Raw genomic sequence first — 20,047 nt, 5'->3', positions numbered from 1 at the left:
CTTTAATGTTTTAGAAATGTTGATATATCAATGTTTATGATGTTTCGTTTTCAATGGATTTGTAAGCGTCAAATACTCAGCACCTTCTAGTTGTGAATGTTACATGAGATAATCTCCATAGAAAAAATGCTGGAGGTTATGCTATGAATGATGCTGACAAAAGAATAGAATGGAAATCCAGGTATGATGCTTGGAAAACAAGTGGATTGAGTGCTTCTGAGTGGTCTCGCATCAATGATGTAAATATACATCAGATGTACTACTGGATTCGAAAGTTTCGAGAGGAAGAAATTTCTACGAACGAGCATCAATCAAAATGGTTGACGGTGGATGTCCAAGAAATCTCCTCCCATCATACGGGTCAGGAATCTGTCCTTATTCATTACGGTGCACTGTCCATCGAAGTACGTCCAGGCACCGATTTGAATCTACTTTCCGATGTAGTGCGTGTGATTCAAAATCGATGATATCTAACGCAAATTTTGAACGAGTGTACCTTGCACGTGGAAGCACCGATCTCCGGAAATCGATTGATGGTCTCGCAGTCATCGTCAAAGAATGCTTCGATTTGGATCCATTTTCCCCTTGTTTATTTGTTTTCTGTAATCGGAAAAGGGATAAACTTAAAATTCTACAGTGGGATAATAATGGGTTTTGGCTCCATTATAGAAGATTAGAAAGAGGAACTTTCAACTGGCCATCTGAACAAGAAGGAGTGCCGATGGATATCAGTCCTCGTCAGCTACGCTGGTTATTAGATGGCTTATCCATCGAACAAAAACAAGCCCATCCCACAGTGAAAGCACGCACGATTCTATGAAATTAAAAAACTTGAGAATCCGACTGGTCAAGCCGGATTCTTTTGCGTATACTGGAACTATGAAAAACATGGACATGAAAACTCAAGAAACAATTGAATACTATAAAGCGCGTAACGAAAAGCTTGAAATAGAAAAGGAAGCTTTGGAAGCGAAGCTAAAATGGTATGAGGAGCAATTTCGGTTAAGTCAACAACGTCGTTTTGGTTCTTCCAGTGAGAAGACCAATTCAGACCAACTGTCCCTTTTCAATGAAGCTGAAGCTACCGCAAATCCTGATGATGAAGAACCGACGATTGAAACCATTACATATACACGCAAGAAGAAGCGAAATCGTCGAGATGAAAAACTAGAAAACCTGCCTACTGAAACGGTGGAATACCGTTTGCCAGCTGAGGAACAGGTTTGTTCGTGTTGCGCTGGACCTCTACACGAAATGAGTACGCAAGTACGCAGAGAAATAGAAGTTATTCCAGCACAAGTAAAAGTGAAAAAGCATGTCCAATATGTTTATAGTTGTCGTCATTGTGAACGCCATGAAATAGAAACGCCTATTGTCACGGCGAAAATGCCGGCTCCTGTTTTTCCGGGAAGTCTGGCATCTCCATCGTCAATGGCTTATACGATGACGCAGAAATACGTTGAAAGTATGCCTTTGTATCGCCAGGAAAAACATCTGGAGCGATTTGGCATATTCATTTCCAGGCAAACTTTATCCAATTGGATTTTGTATGGAGCCGACACCTGGTTGAGTCCTGTTTACGACCGAATGCGTAACCATCTATTGAATCAGGATATCCTCCATGCGGATGAGACCACCTTACAGGTTCTTTCAGAACCTGACCGACGAGCGACTTCCAAATCATTTATGTGGCTTTATCGGACAGGACGAATGGGGCCTCCAATTGTTTTGTATGACTACCAGCGAACCCGTGCATCCAAACATCCTTTACGATTTTTGGAAGGTTTCCGTGGATATTTACATGTGGACGGGTATGCCGGTTATAACGGAATCCCTGATGTCAGTCTGGTCGGTTGTTGGGCTCATGCCAGACGTAAATTCACAGAAGCTTTGCAGGCTCTTCCTGAATCGGCTAAAACTACTCACGTTAAAGCCAAAGAAGGTCTTGCATTCTGTAACCAACTTTTCTCGATAGAACGGGATTTAAAGGACGTTAGTCCTGAAGAACGTTATAAGAAACGTTTAGAACGCAGCCAACCGGTATTGGAGGCTTTTTTGGCATGGCTTCATGAACAAGCCCCAAGAGTGTTGCCAAAAAGTGCACTTGGGCAAGCCATTAAATATTGTCGTAATCAATGGGACCGTTTAGTAGCTTTTTTAGAGGATGGTCGTTTAGAAATTGATAACAACCGCGCAGAACGATCCATTAAACCGTTTGTAATCGGGAGGAAAAACTGGCTGTTTAGCAATACCATAAAGGGGGCTAAATCCAGCGCAATCATTTATAGCATTGTGGAGACTGCGAAGGAAAACGGATTAAACCCATTCAATTATCTTAAATATTTATTTGAACAGCTTCCAAATATTAATCTGACTGACAAAGAAAAATTAGATCAACTCCTTCCTTGGTCCACAACAATTCCAGAAGAATGTCGTGTTCCTAATAAAGCTAAATAAATCATAACAATAGTCCACATCTAAAGGTAGGTGTGGACTATTTTACGCTTACCTCGTGACGGCATGACTAATGTGCATTGGGCTCCCTCACTATCGTATGATCATAGATTCTTTTTTATAAATATACGATATTTTGTGTTTATATGCAATTGTTAATTTTTCGGCCGAGACACCTTGGTTTATGCCCAATGTCTTACGAGCGAGTTGGCTTAAGCGAGCATGCGGTTTTCATCCTCTTTTTCGCTGCCCCCTCTTCTTTTTGGATATCTTTCCACCGTCCTTTTGATCGCGCTATGTGTTTCTTTGTCCATTTTCTTAATTAGACCCTTTTGTGGCAATTTGTAGAAAAAGAATCCCCCACCCCTTCGCGTTGTGCAGGTGGGGGATGATTCACGTTTGCGTGATGGATCAGGGGGAGCAATTAGTTTCCTACCACTTGCTTCGCTTTCGCGGGATCGACATAAACGTTTTCGATGGAAGGGAACTGGGACAGTTTATAGGCTAAAATCTTTCTCACAGATTCGTTGATTCGTTCTTCCGACAGTTTTCCGGTTCGGAAGGCGTCCCATATGCCGTCGATCACTTCTTTTTGGTGGTCAAACGTGTGGCAGACAAGCAATAAGTCAGCGCCAGCCGCTATGGCACGATAGCCGAGTTCCCGATAGGTGAAATACTTGCTTACCGCTCCCATCTCCAAATCGTCTGTCACGACAATGCCTTCATAGCCTAATTTCTCCCGCAGCAATTGTTGAATAATCGCAGAGGAAAGGCTGGCGGGATGTTCTTTGTCGTATACCGGGTATTTGAAACGGTATCGTCCAAGCCATTATCCAGTTTGTGAACGACATCCATGAACGCTCGGAGGAAGTGCTGAAACGTCTGAGGAGGTGAAGTGGGAAGTGAAATATCATATTGCAGTTCTTTCGCCCCATCCTCTATGTTCACTTTTCGCCTTCTGTAGGTTGGAAATAGATTTGAGACAGTTGAGGGAGCACTGTTGCTGATGATTGTATAGTATATTGTTACTATGTGATTTGCGCTTTACAGCTTCATCTTCGCCATAAACAACCATCACCTCTTGTTTTATAGGTTTTTTGTTATAAATTTATGGAATAAAGAGGGTTTTGATAGGGGTATATAGAATCATTTGTAAATGGGGTGAATTTCTTTTCATTTTTTATTGTTGATTGCGTTGCAGTGCAATAGGAGAGGCAAGCCTTTGAGATGACATGAACAGAGATTCTTCAGCTGGAAAGGAGAACATCGAGGTGATTACGGACGAACAACAAGGGTTGCAACATCAATTGGAAGTGATTTTACATGAACTAGGCAATCCGGTTAACTGGACGCAGGAGCAAGCTAATTCTTTTTATGAGGGGTTTTGTCGAGTCCGAAAAGGGTTAGGGGATCGATTAATTTTGAAAATAACGAGGACCATTCCAATTAAAGGGGGAAAATTGTTTATTGGAGTAGTATTAAATCCGGATACCTTCCTCCCGTTTACCTTGCCATTTAATAATGAAAAATGGAGTGTTTCCTTTGTTTTAAACGGAGAAGCGGAACAGGTAAAAGAAGGGGAGATTGTCGTTACTGTTCCGATGGCTCTTGATATAGAAGCATTACAAGGGAGGAACGATAGGGAAAGACGAATAAGGGGCATGGTATCAGTCAAAAGAAACTCTGTGAAACAAGCGCCGTCTCAAACCCAGTTATTAGAGGTATTGGGACATCGACTTGAACGTAAGCTTGGACATAGAATAGTTGAAAAACTTTCTGAACAGCTTGGTTCATTAGAAGAGTTGTCCAACTTTGTATTGGAGGAACTTATACAGATATATGAAGATCACATTCAGTGTCAAAATGAAGAGCTTAATAGACAAGAACAGGAGCTAGAGAAGAAAAAGGAACATCTTGATCAAATACAATCTCAGCTAGAGGAAAAAGAAAGCAGTCTGAATGAAAGGGAACGCCAGCTAAACGAAAAAGAGCAACAGTTAGACGAATATGAGAGCCGCCTGCATTCCCAATTTGAACGTCTGCGTCTTTTGCCTCCTCGATCTTTGTCCGAGCGATTGGCAGAGGAAGAAGAAAGCGGCTCGGAACTGATTCCTTGGAATGGACAAGGTGACATAATCGATGTCATCCGCGGGGCGTTGCACACCCAATGTGATCTTCAATACGAACGGGATGTGATTGAGTGTTTCGTGGGGGCGCTGAAAACCAATCAGCTGATCATTTTGCATGGGCCGAGCGGAACAGGGAAGTCTAGTCTAGTGAGAGGGTTTGCGAACATCATCAAGGGGGCAAAATCCTACACGATTAGGGTGCAGCCAAGTTGGACGGATAAACAAGACATAGTCGGATTTCTGAATCCGATCGATTACCAGTACCTATCAACTGAATTTTTAGATGCTTTGGTTGAGGCTAGGGCCAATCCAACGTCGTTATATTTGATTTGTTTGGACGAAATGAATTTGTCTCATGTGGAGTATAGGTTCGGTGCCTGTCACGCCCCGATATATGTCGAGATTTGTAGAAACAGAGGGTCATAGATTGGCTCTCTGCTTTTGTTTAAAAAATTCATTTCCAAGTAGGAATTTGGTTCGTTTTGTCGAAAAAGTATGTAAAATTTTTGGAGGTGAGGTAAATGTATGGCCGTCGATCACGACCGCTTGTTTAAAGAGCTCATCACGACGTTTTTTGAAGAGTTTATTCTTCTCTTTTTCCCGCAAGTGCACGAGCATATTGATTTTCATCATTTATCATTTTTATCTGAAGAACTGTTCACGGACGTGACCGCTGGGGAAAAATATCGCGTCGATTTGTTAGTGGAAACGAAGCTAAAAGGGAAAGACGGTTTAATTATCGTCCATATCGAAAACCAAAGCAACGTTCAACCATCGTTTCCAGAGCGTATGTTTATTTACTTCAGCCGCTTGTTTGAAAAATACCGCACGAACATCGTTCCGATTGCCGTCTTCAGCTACGATACAATCTGCGACGAACCATCTTCATTTACGCTTCGACTTCCATTTGGGAACATACTCCACTTCCGTTTTTTCACCGTCGAGCTGCACAAACAAAACTGGCGCCATTATATTCGCAACGACAACCCGATCGCCGCTGCGCTGTTAAGCAAAATGGGGTATACTGAAAGTGAACGAATTGAATTGAAAAAACAATTTTTACGCATGCTTGTGCGCATGGAATTAGACGAAGCAAAGCAACGATTGTTAATCGGCTTTTTCGAAACATATGTGCAACTGTCGGATGAAGAAGAACAACAATTACGAAACGAGGTGAACAAGATGGAAACGAAAGAAAAAGAACAAGTGCTCGAATTGTTAATTTCGTATGAGCAAAAAGGATTAAATGAGGGTGTAAAAAAAGGATTACAACAAGAAAAGCGACAAATTGCGAAAAAGATGTTGGTAAAAGGTTACGACATCCAAACGATTCACGAATTAACCGAACTGCCGATTGAAGAGATTGAAAAATTGAAATAAGGGTGTGATTGGGTTTGGTTCCTGTCACCGCTCGAACGATAGCGAACTGGGTCCTGTATAGTGCGGAAAAATGGCTTTCTGTGCTGTATCATCACATGCATCAAACGCTGTTGAAGCAGCCGATTTTGCATGCAGATGAAACCACACTCCAGGTTTTGCGCGAGTCAGGTCGCGATGCGACGTCCAAATCCTACATGGGTTATACCGAACGGGAAATGTTGGCCCACTGATCGTCTTGTATGACTATCAACCAACGCGTAAAGGTGAACACGCTAAAACATTTTTAGACACGTTCACTAGTTACCTTCAAGTGGATGGCTACTCGGGTTACCATAAAGTCCCGAATGTCACGCTGGTTGGCTGTTGGGCTCATGCACGTCGGAAATTCGACGAGGCTCTCAAGGCAGCACCGCCTTCGGCTAAAGGCAAACGAACCGTTTCAGCTGAAGGATTACAGTTTTGTAATTAACTCTATGCCATCGAGCGAACTATCAAAGAGGCATCACCAGAAGAAAGGTACAAAATCCGGCTTGAAAAAAGTAAGCCGATATTGGACCTCTTTTTGGCATGGCTTCAAACGAAAAAAACACACGTAGCACCAAAATCCAAATTAGGAGAAGCTATCGCCTATTGCCTCAATCAGTGGGAATTCTTAGAGAATTTCTTACTGGATGGACGCTTAGAGAACGACAACAACCGGAAGTGAACGAGCCATCAAATCATTTGTGATTGGCCGGAGAAATTGGCTATTCTCGAATACACCAAGAGGCGCAAAAGGCAGTGCGATCGTGTATAGTATTGTAGAGACAGCGAAGGCAAACGGACTCAATCCGTATGAATATCTTCACTATCTATTTCAGAAACTTCCTACGATGGATTTAACTGATGACACGAAGTCATCCAAACGGTGCTTCCTTGGTCACCTTCTCTCCCCGATCATTGCCGGGTTCAAACAAAGTAAGTGTATTTTATCAGCATTATCAGCATCCCCATCTTTTCAAAAGGTGGGGATTATTTGACGCTTACCATCATACCAAGAGGGCTTTTTTTCTTTCAAGTCCCCGAAAACCTTCCTAACAGGAATGCTCCTCAAGTTTTTCGGGAGATACGGCTATGATGAAGATTTTAAAGCGATAATGATGGAGAATATGCGTTCTATCTGATATTTATTAACTAATCCCTTTTTTGTGTTATTTATGATAGATAGATAACAATGGTAAAGGATTGGAGCAATATGGATTTTACTAATTATAGTTTGTGCATAATAGCATATCATGGTACATTTGACGCAGCTGCGGATAACATTATTGAAACAAAAACTTTTCAATCTAATTTTAGAGATGACCATTGGCTTGGGCAAGGAATATACTTTTTTAGAGAGGACTTTGAACAGGCTAAACAGTGGGGCAAGAGTGCTGTAGAAAAACAATTGCGGAAAGGACATATCAAAAAGGGGAAAATTGCGGTAATCCGTGCTATCCTTAATGTAGAAAGAAAGAATTTTTGGAATTTGGACACAAGAGAGGATTTAATCAGGTTTAATAAACATGTATTAAAAGAACTTGCTGAGCTTGAAAAGCAAAAGATTGAACTTGAAATTTCCCTTGGAGAGTCTGAGAAGTTGAGATGTTATTTCTGTGATTTAATAGACGATGATATTTATCTCATACAAAGAACATTTTCAGGGAATTCTTATTTAGATCAATATAAAATGTTAATGGATATGGGGCTTAGACAACATGGTACTCAATTATGTGTAAGAAACCAACATATTATTGATTTTGAAAGCATTGAGTGCATAAAATTAGAGGAAATAAGTATATTTAACTTAAGACAAGGGAAGAGATACAATAGATCCATTGTATTTGAGTGATAAAGTCCTGCGGTAATATGTCAAGGTGAAAAATCATAGAAATTGGAAATTCCCTTGTCCGATGATCCGAAAAAAGGCAATACTGAAGAAACCCAGTATTGGTACATGTAATAAACTGGGTCTAAAGGTTGATATTGGTATACCAGATCGATCCTCTTATCGATCTTCCCCCTTTCTTGGCGTGTAGATTTGACCGTTGCGTAGCAGCGCATCGATCACACGCACGAGTTTTCTAGCGGTGAGGACGAGGGCTCGTTTATGTTGGTGTTTGGGCACTTCCTCATACTTCTTCCGGTAGTACGCACGAAACGTCGCATCATGCCGTTGTACCGAGTTGGCAGCCTCCACTAGGTAGTAACGGAGATAGCGATTGCCGGAACGAATGAGGGAGGTGTCCTCGGCTTGAAAACGGCCCGATTGGTGCTTGGACCATGTCAAGCCGGCATATTTTGCCAAGGCGGCCTGATTGTGAAACCGCTCGATTTGCCCGATTTCGGCCAGGATGCCTGCGGTATAAACCGGTCCGATGCCTGGGATGGTTTGCAGTGTGTTCGGAATGCCTTCAAGATGGCGGGTAATGGCTTTATCGAGCTCTTTGAGCTGCGATTGCAGGCTGCGGATTGATTGAATCGACAGCCCTAACAGCAAGTCGATGGAATCCTCGACACACTTGGACAACCGATACGACGAACGGGCCGCCTTTTGAATCGACTTGGCGATGCATTCCGGATCGGCAAAGCGATTGCGCCCTTTTTGGCGCAGGAAGTCGGCCAACTGCTTGACATCCATTTGGCAGATGTCATCGAGGCTCCACGACTCAAGCAGCAGTTCGAGAATGGCATGTCCGAAGATCGAACTGTCCACCTCTTGGGTAAAGGAACTGCATTTGTAAAACAAGTGCTGGAGAAAATACTGTTTCTCACGGGTTAACTGGTGGACGAGATGATATCGCATGCGTGTCAGTCGCTGAAGCGCGAGAAACTGCTCCTTGAGGACAGCCGTCATCTTCAGACGGCCGAAGCGAAGCCGATCCGCAATGATCCAAGCATCGATGTCATCCGTTTTCTCCAAGTCGACATAGGCTTCTTTAAACTTGCGAATGAGCTTTGGATTGATCGTAAACACCTTGACGTTCCAAGCCTGCAAGGCCTCCTGCTGGTGGAAAAACATAGCTGGATGCCAACTGTAGACCGAGGTGGCTTCCATCCCGATCAGAATTTCGGTTGGCTTTCGCTTGTTAGCCCACAGGAGGATTTGATCCCGAAGGAAGGTGGCGCCCAGAAGATGATTATCCACTTTGAAGCGTGCGCACGTATTTCCTTCATGATCCATAATGCAGGTGGCTAAGTCGCGTGAGCTCACGTCGATCCCGACGTAGAGTTTCATGAGATCACCTCCTATTGTTGTAGGATCGAGGGGTTGGACTCTTCGGGATGCCCCCGGATCGCGCCTGTTGACCAGTCACCCTCGCATATGAGAACTCACGTTGGACCATGGGCTGCCCTGGAAGCTGCTCCTTCCAGCATGGGGAAAACCAACGGGAACAGCCTGCGGGTTAGACGTCCAAACAGGAGCCGGGGAGACAGACTTTACAAGTAGTCGAAGCTACAGGAGTGAGAAGAGTATCCCCGATGATCCTAAGACCATTATCCAGGAACATTGCGAAAAGTCCAACCCCGGTACGCTGAACCCTTTGTGGGAGGGGCGCGCCCCTCCCACAAAGGTAACCACCCAAGATATGCGATTGTCAAGGAGCGTATCGGACTGGAAATTCGATAAAAAAACTTTCTGAAACTTAGTATACGAGGAGAGATGACAATGGAAAAGAACAGAATAGATATTGCTCAAAGACTTGGTATTAAGGTAAAAATTAAATCAGAAACTCCGGGTATATTCATTAATGATGAGAATGGAAAACGAAAAGTGAATATTGAAGAACTTTTTCCTGAGTTTAAAGAGTTAAATCAATATAATTTGACTGTAAAAAATGTAGATGCGTTTTCAATTGATAAAGAAAAAACTTTGTTTGCACCTGTGAGCCAAACTTTTTCCAAATCTGATTTGTTAGTGGGAGCGTCATAATAATGAATGCAGTTTTGCAGTTTAAAGAATATCATGTTTTAGAAACCATTTATAAAAATAATCCTTTTATTGAAATAGAGAATGAGAAAGTAAGGCCGGAATTTGAATTCTCTGTTGAATATGGGAATGAGAAAAAAACAGAGGCTTTTATTACTTTGAGTGTCTTATTAGGTGATGAATTTCTTGAAAATCATACTTTTTTTGTAAAAGCTAAAATAATGGGATACTTTGAAATTAACAGTGATGCCGAGATTAGTGATGAGATGATACACAATTTATACCATATCAATGCATTAGCTATTATATTTCCTTATTTGCGTTCACTTGTTTCTGATTTATCAAGCAAAGGCAGTGAGACTCCAATCATTTTGCCTACTTTAAATATTGCAGAGTTAGTTAGAAAAAAATTCAAGAACGATCATTGATGCGTGCCACAGGCATCGCTCGATTTAACAAGCAAACGCACCGTTTGTCGCGACAGGGGAAGAACAACCGATTGACCTGCCTCGTTCGAACGTCTTGAAGTACCATCTCGCCAATGGTTCGTGGTTCTGTTTGCGTCCATCCGGTACAGAGCCAAAAGCGAAATTTTACTTTGGTGTAAAAGGAACGTCGTTAGAAGAAAGCGAAAAATTAATTGGTGAACTAGAAAATACAGTCATGGCTATAGTGAACCAAATTGTTAACTCATAATTGGGGGAATTGTCTATGATTCTTGTAGTTGGCGGTGCAGGTTATATCGGTAGTCATTTTGTGAAAGAGTTAGTTGAAAAAGAGCAAGTAATTGTGCTTGATAACTTATCGACTGGCCATCGCAATTTAGTCGATGAACGAGCGGTGTTTGTGCAAGGGGATTTAGGGAACAAAGCGGATCTTGAACCGATTTTTGAAAAATACCCGATTCAAGCTGTCATGCATTTTGCGGCGAACAGCTTAGTCGGCGAATCAGTGGTGAATCCGCTGAAATATTATCAAAACAACGTTGCTGCTACATTAACGTTGCTAGAAACAATGTTGAAATATAATGTGAAAAACTTTATTTTTTCGTCTACTGCGGCAACGTATGGGATTCCGAATGTCGAATTAATTACGGAAGATTGCCCAACAAATCCAATTAACCCATACGGCCGTTCGAAGTTAATGATCGAACAAATTTTAGCGGATTTTGCTTCTGCGTATGGTTTGAACTATGTCGTCCTTCGCTATTTCAATGCGGCTGGGGCGCATGAGTCGGGAGAAATTGGTGAGGACCATAACCCAGAAACGCATTTAATTCCGATTGTCTTGCAGCATTTGTTAGGTCAGCGCGACAAAATTTCTGTATTTGGTACGGACTATAATACACCAGATGGGACATGCATTCGTGACTATATCCATGTCACCGATTTAGCGAAGGCGCATATTTTAGCGCTGGAAGCATTGTTGACTGGTAAAAAGAAAACTGCGGTGTACAACCTTGGTAACGGCTTAGGCTATTCCGTCAAAGAAGTGATTGAAACGTGCGAAAAAGTAACCGGCCGTAAAGCCGTCATTGAATACACCGACCGCCGCCCGGGCGACCCGGCGCGCCTTGTCGCGTCATCGCAAAAAATTTACGAAGAACTCGGCTGGAAAGCGGGGTATTCATTGGAAGACATTATCGCAAGCGCGTGGAAATGGCATCAGTGGAAAGGGTCCAAATGGTCGAGCCGCTCTTGGTAGGGCGGTTTATTTATTTGTGGATATAATTAACGGAATATTCTGTATAAAATCGATTAGCCAGGTGATGCACGGTGCTGAGAAACTATGAAGTAGACCATATGTCGCAGGTATATTTTCATAAAATTTTTGTGGAAGAAAAAGGATTAAGGGGATCAATATCGAAATAAAAGTATTATTACTGTAGATGAGCAAATACACCGATAGCTTTTATTGATGTTGGGACAGGCTCTTTATTACCCGAAATTGTCCATCTGCAGTAATAACAAATTCATCTAAAAATAGGGGATGGTGAATTTGGATAAAACATTGAAAATTGTGATTCTTGCCGTTACAAAAACGTATGATCGTTATTGCATTGCAGGTATGACTGAATACGGGGAATGGGTAAGACCTCTACCACCTGATCACCGCTTTTGGCCAACCTATAGATATTGTGATAGTGCATTCATTAAGCCGGGAGACGTATGGGAAATTACTGATTATGTCAAATATAACGATCCTCAATCGCCGGGACACACGGAAGATATCAAAATATTAGATTACAATTCTGTAAATAAATGTAATGAACTAAGTAATGAGCAATTATGTACGTTTGTTGAGCGACATCTCGAGGATGAGCAATCGCTATGTGATACGTTAGATGCTAACGGACGTTCTCTATGTTTGATTAATGCAGATAAAATACGAAAGGTGGTTGGAGAGAATCGAGTTTGTTTCACAATTAATGGAAATGAATATCGTAATAATACCTTTAAGGAAGGCTATCCCGTGACTGATTTAAAATGGCGTTCAGTTTTCCAACATCGTTCTGTTCGTTTTGATGAATTTAATCAATTATATCTCTGTGTTGGGCTCGCAAGGAAAGAACCTAATAAGGACATTTACCGTGAATATCCAATGGTTATTAGTATTATCACGAATCCATTTGTTCCTTATCCACAACAATATCCAGATTGAAAATGGATATTTGCATTTATCTAATGGTATACTTAATAAAAAGGGAAGGAGGGAAGGTGAATGAAAAAACCGAGGGGAAAGTTATATACCTCGAATGTAAGGGGGCTAAAATTTGCGCCGCCTCATGCGGAAATATGGCAAATCACGCGAGCCGGTCATGATATACCGGGCGCTATTGTTGTTCGTAGCTTATCACCTTCTCCTCAACTGTTTCAGCATTATCTAAGGGAATGGAAAGGAACGAACCCAAACGAATGGTGGCCTTTGTATGAAAATGCTTTTCTTTCTGAACTAAGGAAAGAGGAAAAGTTAAGGTCACTTCGAGATATTTATAAGAAATTGCTTCTAGGAAAGGATATTGTATTGCTTTGTTTCTGTGAGGATCATCGTTATTGCCATCGTCGTTTAGTGGGGGAGTTTTTCGAGCCGTATGGAGTTGTAGCTGTGGAATTAAACCCTATTAAGACAGAACAGCTAAGCTTGTTTTAGGAGAGCGGAAGAATGAAAGCAAAAATATGTACGATCGGTTTTTCGAAGAAATCGTTGAGAAAGTTTGTGGAGCTATTAAAACAAGAGAATGTTCATACGGTTATTGATACACGGCTGCATAACACGTCTCAACTTTCAGGATATGCGAAAAAAGATGATTTATCATTCATATTGGAAATTTTGGGCATTGACTACGTTCACGATTCGCTTCTTGCCCCAACCGAGGAGATTCTTAAAGCTTATAAAAATAAGGAAATCACTTGGGAAGATTATGAGAAAAAGTATATGGATTTGTTAAAGAGGAGAAAGGTAGAACAGTATCACAAGGACCTGATAGGAAAGAAAACGGTTTGTCTGTTATGTAGTGAACATACTCCGCATCATTGCCATCGCCGTTTATTGGCAGAGTATTTACAAAAATTTCATTCGGATGTAGAGATTGTACATTTAATGTAGAGAACGAATCGTTCATTTGAAATCCTTTCATAGTGTTGCTGGCGGGGAAAAAGACAACCGCCATTTATAACCTTGGCAATGGCCGAGGCTATTCGGTTAAAGAAGTGATTGAAACATGCGAAAAAGTCACTGGCCACCGTGCTGTCATTGAATCCATCGCCCGCCGCCCGGGCGCCCCGGCGCGCCTTGTCGCATCATCGCAAAAAATTTATGAAGAACTTGGCTGGAAAGCGGAATATTTGGAATATTTGTTGGAACCAATCAGCGGAAGCGCGTGGGAATGGCATAAATACAGAGCCTAATAAGTTTCGGCAGGAGACATTTTTCTGACACCGCATGTCGCTTTATGTTGGCCTTATTCGGCAGCTGCCGAAGCCCTCCCAATTCCGCTTTCAGTGTCTCCAACAGTTTTTTTCGCTCTTGTCTTGACGTTCCGCTTCTTTTGGACTGTACACAATACATAGCGCTGACACGTCTTGCTATCTCCAGTGGTGATCTCTTTGACATATAAATTTTCCCAAACTTGGTGGTACTGGCTACGACAGCTCATCGCTTCTTCCGTGATGTCCTTCCCGGACCGCATTTTTCCACACACGATATAATGCCCGTCCAGATTTTAAGTTTTGCTGACTACAAATTCCACTCATAAATCGCTTTTCAATTTACTTTGTTATCAGAATCCAATATAAAGAGATCACAGATGAATTGATCTAGGGAGCGATTGTGTTACGACGAACGAAAACATATGTGATGCTAGTATAGTTTCATGGACACCCTTTAGTGAAATATAATATTAACGAAGGGATGTGTCCTGATATGGGTAACACAAGCGAAAAACGTAAAAGTTATCATGCTGAATTTAAGGAAATTTATCAAACTGGAACACCAGTAAAACAGATCTTGAACGAATATGGCCTGTCTGAAACGACAATCTACAAATGGATCAGAAAACAAAAACCGGTTAAGCTGGATGACGGGGGCTCTTTTACCCCGGAAGAATTTCTGAACCTGCAAAAAGAATTGCACCGGCTGAAAGAGGAAAACGAAATCTTAAAAAAAGCTATGGCCATATTCGCAAAGAAGTAGATCAAACCACTGTTATATCCATGATTGACGAGATAAGAGCCAAACACCATTATGACCTTAAAACCATGTGTACGGTCCTTGGCGTGCCGAGAAGTACCTACTATCAATCCAAACAAAAAACAGAGTCAAAAACAAAGCGGGAAAACCGGGAGCTGACAGACAGAATGGGTTCGGTGCCTGTCACCGCCCGAAATTTGTCGAAATATTGGTAATTGAAAGATAAAAGGGAGGGTATTACAATAATGGGTAAGAACTAATGTTCTGTGATTGGGAGGGATGGATGAGTGACGGTGAAGATTTTAAGCATTGGGTTAAGGGGGTTAGAAGGGTATCGAGTGCAGGTGGAGGTGCAGGAAGTGCCGGGGATTGCGGCGATGGTGATTGTTGGGTTGCCGGATGCATCGGTGAAAGAGGCAAAGGAACGTGTTCTTGCTTCGCTTTATGCTTTCGGATGCGACTTTTTTGATAAAAGGCTTGTTGTTCATTTGTCTCCGCCGGAGCGGAAAAAGCATAGCCCGATGTTTGATTTGGCGATGGCGATTGGGATTTTGAAGGCAATGGGCAAGCTGACAGCGCCGGCTTCCTCCGATGCAGCGTTTTTAGGTTCGTTATCGTTGGATGGAACGATTCAGCCGGTGGATGGCATGCTTCCAGCGATATTGGCAGCAAAGAAGCTCGGTTTTCAAAAAATATACCTTCCGTATGATCCCACACTTCCGCTTCATCATTTGAAAGATCTCGATTGTATCTTTGTTCAGACGTTGGAAGAAACGGTGCAATATCTGCATGGACAACGTGTTCTTTCGTTACCCCCAGTTTTTCGCTCTCCTGAAATTATGGACTCCCCTCGAAAGCATCATCGAGATTTTCAATCGATTATTGGCCATCATCAAGCAAAGCGTGCATTGGAGATCGCAGCGGCAGGCGGACATAACGTGTTAATGGTTGGACCGCCTGGGTGCGGGAAAAGTTTGTTAGCGGAAACGTTTCCGTCGATTTTGCCGGGTCTTTCTCATGATGCGCAGTTAGAGGTGATCAGTTTGTACCAGCTGGCAGGAGAAAAAATCGAGAGTGGCTATCCACCTTTTCGTCATCCGCATCATTCCGCTTCATCGGTTTCTTTAATTGGCGGGGGAACGCACCCAAAGCCTGGCGAAGTGTCGCTGGCACATCGCGGTGTTTTATTTCTCGATGAAATGGCGGAATTTGCAAAAAAGACGCTGGATATGCTTCGCCAGCCGTTAGAGACGGGGAAAGTGACGATTAGCCGTATTTCGTCGACGGTGACATATCCTGCGGACTTTATTTTGCTTGGGGCGATGAATCCGTGTCCGTGCGGATATTTAGGCTCAAGAACGCGCTATTGCACATGTAGTCCGAAACAAATTCAAGCGTATCGAAATCGTGTTTCCGGGCCGATTTATGACCGGATGGATGTTTTATTACCATTGGAAGTCATTGATTTCACCAAAGAAACGAGGGTTTCGGAATCTTCGGAAACCATAAGGAAAAGAGTAGAAGAAGCAAGAAGAAAGCAATATGAACGTTACGGAAAAGAAATAACGAATGGGCGTGTTCCTTTTGAGTTATTAATGGAAAAAAGCCCGCTTGCTAAAAGGCAGCAACACCTGTTGCAGCAATGGGCATCCCAGCATCAATGGAGCAATCGTGTGCAAACGAAAATCATTCGGCTGGCAAGGACTATTTCCGATTTAAAGGGAACCGAAGAGATAGCAGATGAATCGCTTTGGGAAGCGATGACGCTAAGATGGCTGAAAACATATACGAAGCAACAGGCAACAGCGAGGTAAAAAGAATGGGACGGCAAAAGCGGATCTGGGTGCCCCATCGGTTTTATCATATCGTTTGCCGCGGCAATCGGCGTGATCCCCTATTCAAGGAAACAAATGATTTTCTCGCTTTTCTTCATATCCTCCACCAGCTACATGAAAAAATCCCGTTTGAAATAGCCGCATATTGCCTTATGACGAATCACTTTCACCTGCAGCTGCGCTCAAAACAGGAGCCGATTTCGAAAGTCATGGCGCTCATGAACAAACGGTATGCAAATTATTATAATACTCGCTATCGTTTGACGGGACATGTATTTGAAAAGCGTTATTATGGTAAATTGATTGACAATGATAGCGGAATGTTGGAAGTGAGTCGATATATTCATCTCAACCCGGTAGAAGCTCATATGGTACATGCGCCGGAACTTTACCGATGGAGTAGTTTTTATTTGTATATGCATCCAAAATCGCTGCCTCCGAAATTTATGAATATGGATGCATTATTAGATTACCTTTCAGGCACAAAAACAGAGCGGAAGAAAAAATATGCTGAATTTGTGAGGGGGTGAGGCTGCCTGTCACTTGTCAGCCATCGAAAGCGCGTGGAAATGGCATCAGTGGAAAGGGTCCAAATGGTCGAGACGCCCTTGATGGGGCGGTTTGTTTTTATGGGCGCTGTTAACTGAATATTCGGTCTATTAATTGGTTAATAGGGCGTGCTGGCGGTCGGTTATGGAGCAGTCCATACGTCACAGGTATATTTTCGTAAAAAGTTTATGGAGGAAAAAGGATTAAGAAGAAACGTGTAGGAATAAAGGGATTGATGTCCATATCACGAATATGGGAAGATGAACTAAGAGTGATTGGCGTAACAAATGTGGGCAGTTCTGTTTAGGTGATACGCATGAGTGTTTATTGCTAAATAAAAATACAGAGTTCTGCAACAAAAAAATGCAGAACTTGATTGCATAAAAAAAGGCTTGCCAGCTTAGTGGCCCAAGGAAGCAACCTGCCCACCCCTAAAATTGGGCTAATTTAAATGTTTTCACAAAAAAACGCATCCAGCAACAAACAGCGTTACTGGATGCGATCAGTAGGAGTATTTTTAAAACGGATTATAAAACCGGCTTCCATCATGGAATGTGATGATTAAGGTGACAATGAACAGAATAGTAAATAGAGCGATTGCAAAGTAGTCACTTTTTTGAAAAGGTCTTGCACTATACCATGTGCGTTTTTTGTTTTTGCCAAAGCCGCGCAGTTCCATTGCGTTGCTGATGGTGTCAATTTTGTTTAGGCTTGATAAGATAAGCGGTGCAAGGATGGAGGCGGCATTTTTGATCCGTTTAGGAAGTTTTTCTTTGCGGGACATGTCAAGGCCTCTGGCTTGTTGGGCGCGTGCTATATTCCGAAAATCCCGCTGTACGTCCGGTATATATCTTAATGCCAAAGAAACAGCATACGAAATTCGATAACTCACACCGATGCGATTGAGGGAAGCGGCGAATTCGCTCGGATGAGTCGTCACAATAAAAAGCAAAGCCGCTGGGATCACTGTGAAATATTTTAACGTAATATTCAATTGGTAAAAAAGTTGTTCCAATGTGACGTTATACCTTCCTGATATTTCAAATAACACATGGCTGGAGCCGTAAATTTTTACTCCTTCTTGCGGTGAAAAGACATAAATGGCAACATTGTTTATGAAAAGAAATACTAAAATAAATACAAGAACAAACAATATCTCTTCAAGTTTAATTTTTGAAATAATAAAAATGAGAATACTAATTAAAAATAAAAATAGTAGAATACGAGTGTCGTATGTCAGCATAGCTGCTGTCGACCATAAGATAAAGCATATTAGCTTTGTTACACCTGTCAACTGATGAACAGGAGATTTTCGGTCAATATAAGATAGCATTTCGGCTGCCAACCTGCCTTACCTCCCGATCATATTCTATGAAACGTTCCACAAACTTCCTCGGTTCTGGTATTCCTGTTTTTAATGCCAGGTTATAAAGAGACGTTTCCTTTAAATTTGCCTGTTTGATGATGTCAATATCAGAAAGGACATTGACAGCAGAATCATCGGCAATTTTCCTGCCTTCTGCAAATACTATCGCTCTTTCTGTATACTCCAGCATTAAATGCATATCGTGAGTAATCATCATAATTGTGACGCCTTGCTGATTTAATTGAACAAGAAACTCCATAATATCTGTATAATGGCGAAAATCTTGTCCGGCAGTTGGCTCGTCCAAAATAATGATGTCTGGTTCTAACACTAAAATGGAAGCAATCGTAACCCGCTTTTTTTGACCGAAGCTTAATGCTGAAATCGGCCAATTCCGAAATGGGTACAGCCCGCAAATTTTTAATGTATTGTCGACGCGTTCTTTTATTTCAGCTTCCGCTACGCCGCGAACCTTTAAGCCTAAGGCTACTTCGTCAAAAATCATATTCTTTGAAATCATATGATTTGGATTTTGCATGACCATGCCGATTTTTAACGAGCGTTCTTTAATCGTTTCGTTTGTTATATCCTTGCCGTTAAACAATATGCTCCCTGAGGAAGGCTTTTCAAATCCACAAATTAATTTTGTAATTGTAGATTTCCCTGCTCCATTTTTTCCAACAATGCTCACCATTTCCCCTTTGTTAATTGAAAAAGAAACATCCTTTATCGTTTCGTGACCTGGTGAATAGCTAAACGAAATATTTTTCAGCTCTAAAATTGTTTTTCCTTCTTTACTTGGCGTTTTTGGATTTGAATCTTCAAACCATTCCAACAAGTTTTTTCGGCATAAATCCGCTTTAAACTGATTGAAATCAGCAGGATGCATATCTTCAGTTAGTTCGCAACCGGCATATTTGACCGCTTTAATATATAACGGCTCCCGTATATTCGTTTCTTCTAAAATGTTAGTTGTTAAAAGCTGGTCAGGGCTCATATCAGCTACTATTGAGCCGTCATTGACCACAATAATGCGATCGACATGGCGATATAAAACATCTTCTAAACGGTGTTCAATAATGACAACGGTTGTATTCGTTTCTTTTTGGATTTTGTCGATTAAAGCCATTGCATACTTTCCAGTAGCGGGGTCAAGGTTTGCGAGCGGTTCATCAAACAACAGGATATCCACTTTGTCAACCATTACACCAGCGAGGGAAACCCTCTGCTTTTGCCCGCCTGACAAATGATGGACAGAGGCAGGCAAATAATCATCCATTTCGACCATTTTGGAAGCATCTTTTACGATCTCGAACATTTCCTTTTGCGGAGTGCAATCATTCTCCAATGCAAAAGCTATGTCTTCACCAACAGTTAATCCTATAAACTGGCCATCAGGATCCTGTAAAACAGTACCAACCATTTTTGATAAAGCAAAAATATTTAACTCCTTTGTTTCCTGACCCATTACTTTTAAACTTCCGGTCATTTCTCCTTTATAAGAGAAGGGGATTAGACCATTGATGCAGTGGCCAATGGTGCTCTTCCCAGATCCTGAAGGCCCAACGATTAAAACTTTTTCCCCTTCGTAAATGTTTAAATGAATATTTTTTAATGTTGGATTTTTTTGGCTATGATACTTAAAGCTAAAATTATGAAATTCAATCACTCGTTTTCTCATTCGTAAAAGCTC

19 protein-coding genes and 3 pseudogenes are annotated in these 20,047 nt (G+C 41.8%); 18 read left to right on the top strand and 4 right to left on the bottom strand.

The annotated features are described in order from the left end of the window. Positions 1–143 precede the first annotated feature (143 nt). Genes NSQ41_RS18245 through NSQ41_RS18235 form a run of 3 tightly spaced genes read left to right on the top strand, consistent with a single transcriptional unit; the run spans position 144 to position 2,457 of the window. On the top strand, positions 144–467 hold the full coding sequence (locus tag NSQ41_RS18245; RefSeq protein ID WP_063389610.1) for a hypothetical protein: 324 nt from the start codon (positions 144–146) through the stop codon (positions 465–467). Continuing rightward, on the top strand, positions 464–820 hold the full coding sequence (gene tnpB, locus NSQ41_RS18240) for an IS66 family insertion sequence element accessory protein TnpB (RefSeq protein WP_063389611.1): 357 nt from the start codon (positions 464–466) through the stop codon (positions 818–820). The genes NSQ41_RS18245 and tnpB overlap by 4 nt, the downstream gene beginning before the upstream one ends. Before the next feature lie 59 nt (positions 821–879). Next, on the top strand, positions 880–2,457 hold the full coding sequence (locus NSQ41_RS18235) for an IS66 family transposase (protein ID WP_339211658.1): 1,578 nt from the start codon (positions 880–882) through the stop codon (positions 2,455–2,457). A gap of 421 nt (positions 2,458–2,878) precedes the next feature. On the opposite strand, the gene NSQ41_RS18230 is transcribed toward NSQ41_RS18235, so the two are convergent. Continuing rightward, positions 2,879–3,202 (bottom strand): glycoside hydrolase family 3 N-terminal domain-containing protein, encoded by a 324-nt coding sequence (locus NSQ41_RS18230; RefSeq protein ID WP_339210599.1) that lies wholly within the window; start codon positions 3,200–3,202, stop codon positions 2,879–2,881. A gap of 523 nt (positions 3,203–3,725) precedes the next feature. Here NSQ41_RS18230 and NSQ41_RS18225 point away from each other — a divergent pair. From NSQ41_RS18225 to NSQ41_RS18210, 4 genes and pseudogenes are all read left to right on the top strand, one after another. Next, complete coding sequence (locus tag NSQ41_RS18225) at positions 3,726–5,009, top strand: AAA family ATPase (RefSeq protein WP_339210597.1); 1,284 nt, start codon at positions 3,726–3,728, stop codon at positions 5,007–5,009. A gap of 99 nt (positions 5,010–5,108) precedes the next feature. Further along, positions 5,109–5,963, top strand: a complete 855-nt coding sequence (locus NSQ41_RS18220; RefSeq protein WP_339210595.1) for an Rpn family recombination-promoting nuclease/putative transposase — start codon at positions 5,109–5,111, stop codon at positions 5,961–5,963. A gap of 8 nt (positions 5,964–5,971) precedes the next feature. After that, positions 5,972–6,924: pseudogene (locus tag NSQ41_RS18215) on the top strand (IS66 family transposase); the annotation flags it as partial. Between the two features lie 273 nt (positions 6,925–7,197). Next, positions 7,198–7,836, top strand: a complete 639-nt coding sequence (locus NSQ41_RS18210) for a hypothetical protein (RefSeq protein ID WP_327848735.1) — start codon at positions 7,198–7,200, stop codon at positions 7,834–7,836. Positions 7,837–7,992: 156 nt separating this feature from the next. On the opposite strand, the gene NSQ41_RS18205 is transcribed toward NSQ41_RS18210, so the two are convergent. After that, a complete protein-coding gene (locus NSQ41_RS18205; RefSeq protein WP_027725928.1) occupies positions 7,993–9,222 on the bottom strand; it encodes an IS110 family transposase in 1,230 nt (409 codons plus the stop codon). Positions 9,223–9,654: 432 nt separating this feature from the next. On the opposite strand from NSQ41_RS18205, the gene NSQ41_RS18200 reads away from it, so the two are divergent. The 11 genes and pseudogenes from NSQ41_RS18200 to NSQ41_RS18150 all read left to right on the top strand — a co-directional run bounded on the left by NSQ41_RS18200 (position 9,655) and on the right by NSQ41_RS18150 (position 16,969). Then, positions 9,655–9,918, top strand: a complete 264-nt coding sequence (locus tag NSQ41_RS18200) for a hypothetical protein (protein WP_327848734.1) — start codon at positions 9,655–9,657, stop codon at positions 9,916–9,918. Between the two features lie 2 nt (positions 9,919–9,920). After that, a complete protein-coding gene (locus NSQ41_RS18195) occupies positions 9,921–10,343 on the top strand; it encodes a protein-export chaperone SecB (RefSeq protein ID WP_339210592.1) in 423 nt (140 codons plus the stop codon). Positions 10,344–10,401: 58 nt separating this feature from the next. Then, positions 10,402–10,611 (top strand): annotated as a pseudogene (locus tag NSQ41_RS18190) (phosphomannomutase); the annotation flags it as partial. Positions 10,612–10,626: 15 nt separating this feature from the next. Continuing rightward, the gene (gene galE, locus NSQ41_RS18185; protein WP_339210591.1) at positions 10,627–11,619 is read left to right on the top strand and encodes a UDP-glucose 4-epimerase GalE; all 993 of its coding nucleotides are present in this window, start codon (positions 10,627–10,629) and stop codon (positions 11,617–11,619) included. Between the two features lie 294 nt (positions 11,620–11,913). Next, a complete protein-coding gene (locus NSQ41_RS18180; protein ID WP_339210589.1) occupies positions 11,914–12,576 on the top strand; it encodes a hypothetical protein in 663 nt (220 codons plus the stop codon). A gap of 60 nt (positions 12,577–12,636) precedes the next feature. Further along, entirely contained in the window at positions 12,637–13,065 is a 429-nt protein-coding gene (locus NSQ41_RS18175) for a DUF488 family protein (protein ID WP_339197927.1), read from the top strand. 12 nt (positions 13,066–13,077) lie between these two features. Continuing rightward, positions 13,078–13,521 carry a DUF488 domain-containing protein gene (locus NSQ41_RS18170; protein WP_339197924.1) on the top strand — a complete coding sequence of 148 codons (444 nt, stop codon included), beginning with the start codon at positions 13,078–13,080 and terminating at the stop codon, positions 13,519–13,521. Positions 13,522–13,556: 35 nt separating this feature from the next. Further along, positions 13,557–13,823: pseudogene (locus NSQ41_RS18165) on the top strand (UDP-glucose 4-epimerase GalE); the annotation flags it as partial. A 514-nt stretch (positions 13,824–14,337) separates the two neighbouring features. Beyond that, the gene (locus NSQ41_RS18160; RefSeq protein WP_339210588.1) at positions 14,338–14,607 is read left to right on the top strand and encodes a transposase; all 270 of its coding nucleotides are present in this window, start codon (positions 14,338–14,340) and stop codon (positions 14,605–14,607) included. 284 nt (positions 14,608–14,891) lie between these two features. Then, positions 14,892–16,418: a YifB family Mg chelatase-like AAA ATPase gene (locus NSQ41_RS18155; protein ID WP_311066627.1), complete on the top strand. Its 1,527-nt coding sequence runs from the start codon at positions 14,892–14,894 to the stop codon at positions 16,416–16,418. A 5-nt stretch (positions 16,419–16,423) separates the two neighbouring features. Further along, positions 16,424–16,969: a transposase gene (locus NSQ41_RS18150; protein WP_094244295.1), complete on the top strand. Its 546-nt coding sequence runs from the start codon at positions 16,424–16,426 to the stop codon at positions 16,967–16,969. Between the two features lie 536 nt (positions 16,970–17,505). Here NSQ41_RS18150 and NSQ41_RS18145 read toward each other — a convergent pair. Then, positions 17,506–18,333 (bottom strand): energy-coupling factor transporter transmembrane component T, encoded by an 828-nt coding sequence (locus tag NSQ41_RS18145; protein WP_327856127.1) that lies wholly within the window; start codon positions 18,331–18,333, stop codon positions 17,506–17,508. After that, positions 18,305–20,035, bottom strand: a complete 1,731-nt coding sequence (locus NSQ41_RS18140) for an ABC transporter ATP-binding protein (protein WP_339210586.1) — start codon at positions 20,033–20,035, stop codon at positions 18,305–18,307. The genes NSQ41_RS18145 and NSQ41_RS18140 overlap by 29 nt, the downstream gene beginning before the upstream one ends. Positions 20,036–20,047 lie beyond the last annotated feature (12 nt).

This window comes from Aeribacillus sp. FSL K6-8210, assembly GCF_037963925.1.
Lineage (GTDB): Bacteria > Bacillota > Bacilli > Bacillales > Aeribacillaceae > Aeribacillus > Aeribacillus composti.
Note: the sequence above shows the minus strand (reverse complement) of the source record. Positions and strands in the feature narration are given on the sequence as shown.